This window comes from Paracoccus sp. (in: a-proteobacteria), from assembly GCF_030536915.1.
Lineage (GTDB): Bacteria > Pseudomonadota > Alphaproteobacteria > Rhodobacterales > Rhodobacteraceae > Paracoccus.
The window spans coordinates 1-3,118 of the sequence record NZ_JAUNPC010000022.1 but is presented as its reverse complement, the minus strand read 5'-3'; the positions used below and the strand labels follow the sequence as shown (position 1 = coordinate 3,118).

Genomic DNA, 3,118 nt, shown 5'->3' with positions numbered 1-3,118 from the left:
GGCTGGCGGATCGAGCCGCCGGTGTCGGTGCCCGTCGCCGCAAGGCACAGGTCCGCCGCCACAGCCGCCGCCGAGCCGCCCGAGGACCCCCCCGGCGTCAGTTGCCGGTCGTCCGTCTTCCACGGGTTCACCGCATTGCCATAGACGCTGGTCTCGTTCGACGAGCCCATGGCGAATTCGTCCATGTTCAGCTTGCCGAGCATCACCGCGCCCGCATCGAACAGGTTCTGCGTGACGGTCGATTCGTATTCCGGGCGGAAGCCTTCGAGGATGCGGGAAGCCGCCTGCGAGGGCACGCCCTTCGTGCAGAACAGATCCTTGATCCCCACCGGAATACCGCACATCGCCGGCGCATCGCCCGCAGCCAGCCGTTCGTCCGCCGCCGCCGCCTGCTGGCGCGCGATTTCGGGCGTATGGTGGACAAAGGCGTTCAGCGCGCCAGCGCCATCGGCGGCGGAAAGGCAGGCGTCGGTCAGCTCGGCCGCCGTGATCTCTCGCGCGCGCAGGCGGTCGCGGGCCTCCGCGATGGTCAGTCGGTTCAGGCTCATTCCACCACCTTCGGCACGGCAAAGAACCCCTCGCGGGCGTCGGGGGCGTTCTTCAGAATCGCATCCTGCATGTTGCCGTCCGTAACCACGTCCTCGCGCCGCTTCAGGCGCATCCGTTCGACGCCGGTCATCGGCTCGACGCCTTCGACATCGACCTCGTTCAACTGCTCCATGAAATGCAGGATGCCGTTCAGCTCGGCGGCGAGCGCGGGCAGCGCCTCGTCCGCGACCGCGATCCGCGCCAGATGCGCGACCTTCCGGGCCTCGGCTTCGGTGATGGACATGCGGGTTCCTTTCGCTTGGCCGCGGGTTTACCGCCGGTGGACCGGCCCTGCAAGCCGCGCTAGCCTGCCGCCCGAAACGCAGGAGGTGCAAGGATGAAACTGACCTGGCTGGGCCACGCGGGCTTCCGTCTAGAAATCGAGAGCGCGGTGATCCTGATCGATCCGTGGCTGACCGGGAACCCCGTCTTCCCCGCAGACCGGCGCGACGAGGCGGTGCGCGGCGCCACCCACATCCTGCTGACCCACGGGCACGGGGACCATACCGGCGACGCGCTGGGGCTGGCCGGGGAATTGGGCATCCTGGTCGTGGGCATCGCCGACCTGATCGGCTACTGGACCGGAGCCGAGGGCATCAAAGGCATCGACTTCAACAAGGGCGGCACGGTGGACCTGAACGGGGCGAAGGTCACGATGGTCAACGCCAGCCATTCCTCCTCGCTGATGGTCGATGGCAAGCCGGTCTATGCGGGGCATGAATCGGGCTACATGATCCGGGGCGAGGGGCGGACAATCTACGTCTCGGGCGACACCGACATCATGGCGGACATGGAGTGGATGGGCGAATTGCACCGCCCCGAGATCGGCATCCTCTGCGCCGGCGGCCATTACACCATGGACATGGAGCGCGCGGCTTGGGCGGCGAAGCGGTATTTCGACTTCAGGACCGTCATCCCCTGCCACTACGACACCTTTCCCCTTCTGAAGCAGGACCCCGAGGTGATGCGCCGCGCCCTGCCGGGTGTCGAGGTGCTGACGCCTGAGGTGATGGAGACGGTCGAGCTTTGAGCCTGCGCCGCTTGGCCGCAGTGCGCCTGCCGCAATCCTGCGCCATGCTGACCTTGTTCCCAGGGGAATGAGGTCGGCATGACGCAATCCATGATCTCGCGCCGGAAGCTGCTGGTCGCTGGCGGGGCGCTGGCGCTTGCGGGCCTTGCGGCAGGACCGCTGCGGGCGGGGAAGCCCAGGCTGCATGTCCTCAAGGACCCCGATTGCGGCTGCTGCACCGCCTGGGTCGATACGCTGCGGGCCGAGGGGCTTGAGGCGACGGTCGAGGTCGTCAGCCTCGCGCAACTGCACCGCGTCAAGCGCGAGGGCGGCATCCCGGCGGAACTCTCCTCCTGCCACACCGCGCAGGTCGAGGGCTACCTGATCGAGGGCCATGTGCCCGCCCGCGACATCCTGCGGCTGCTGGACAAGCGGCCCGACGCGATCGGGCTGACGGTGCCGGGGATGCCCTGGGGCTCGCCCGGCATGGGACCGGAGTCGGAACGCGAGGCTTACGACGTCCTCCTGCTCCGCCGCGACGGCGGGGCCGAGGTCTTCGCCCGCTATCCCGCCGCCTGAGGTTCAGCGCGCGGGCCGGATGGTGTCGCCGGGGATGAAGGTCGGGGACAGGGCGATGATCCCGTCCTCGGGCCGCGGGTCCTTGCCCGCGACGATCCGCGCCGCCCGCCGGCCGATGTCCAGCCGCCGGGCGTCCGTCGTCGCCAGCCGCACCGGCAGCCCGTCCAGCAGGTCCACCCCGTTGAAGCCCGCAAGACCCAGCCGCCCCGGAATGTCGATGCCGCGCTCGCGCGCCCAGATCAGCCCGCCCGCGCCGATCAGGTCGTTGGAGTAATACAGGAAATCCAGGTCCGGCTCGCGCGCGAGGATGCGCTCCGTCAGCTCGCGCCCCTTGGCCAGCGACGAGCCACCCTGATAGTATTCCCGCGCGGCCAGCACCACGCCCGCCGCCTCAAGCGCGCGCTCGAACCCCGCGAGGCGTTTGCGCGCCCGGTGATCCTCGGGCATGTGGGTGCCGATGAAGCCGATGCGGCGGTATCCGGCGGCAAGGATATGGCCCGCCATCTCGGCCCCGGCGCGGTCGTGGCTGATGCCGACGGCGGTGTCGATGGGGGTGCCGTCCACGTCCATGATCTCGACCACCGGGACGCCCGCGCCTTCCAGCATCGCCCGCGAGGCCCGCGAATGTTCCAGCCCCGCGAGGATGATTCCCGTCGGGCGCCAGCTTATCATGTCGTAAAGCACCGCCTCCTCGCGCGCGGGACCATAATTGGTGACTCCCACGACCGGCTGCAGCCCGGTGTCGTCCAGTTCCGCCGAGATCCCCCCCAGCACGTCGGGAAAGACCAGGTTCGACAGCGAGGGGATCACCACCGCGACCAGGTTGACCCGCTGGCTGGCCAGCCCCCCCGCGATCTTGTTGGGCACATAGCCCAGGGCTCGGGCCGCGTTCAGCACCTTTTCCCTTGTCGCCGCCGAGACGTCGCCGCGGTTGCGCAGCAC

General features: G+C 69.1%; 5 protein-coding genes. 2 read left to right on the top strand and 3 right to left on the bottom strand.

Annotation, left to right across the window (positions count from 1 at the left end):
* The coding region (locus tag Q4F04_RS05805) for an amidase (RefSeq protein WP_303368892.1) at positions 1–548 on the bottom strand (548 nt) is incomplete at its 3' end.
* Positions 545–832 (bottom strand): Asp-tRNA(Asn)/Glu-tRNA(Gln) amidotransferase subunit GatC, encoded by a 288-nt coding sequence (gene gatC, locus Q4F04_RS05800; RefSeq protein WP_303368891.1) that lies wholly within the window; start codon positions 830–832, stop codon positions 545–547. The genes Q4F04_RS05805 and gatC, both read right to left, overlap by 4 nt.
* 93 nt (positions 833–925) lie before the next feature.
* Between gatC and Q4F04_RS05795 the strand changes: the two genes are divergently transcribed.
* Positions 926–1,618, top strand: a complete 693-nt coding sequence (locus tag Q4F04_RS05795; protein WP_303368890.1) for a metal-dependent hydrolase — start codon at positions 926–928, stop codon at positions 1,616–1,618.
* A gap of 78 nt (positions 1,619–1,696) precedes the next feature.
* Positions 1,697–2,176: a DUF411 domain-containing protein gene (locus tag Q4F04_RS05790; protein ID WP_303368889.1), complete on the top strand. Its 480-nt coding sequence runs from the start codon at positions 1,697–1,699 to the stop codon at positions 2,174–2,176.
* Positions 2,177–2,179: 3 nt separating this feature from the next.
* Here Q4F04_RS05790 and Q4F04_RS05785 read toward each other — a convergent pair.
* Positions 2,180–3,118: LacI family DNA-binding transcriptional regulator (locus Q4F04_RS05785; RefSeq protein ID WP_303368888.1), on the bottom strand; the 939-nt coding region annotated here is incomplete at its 5' end.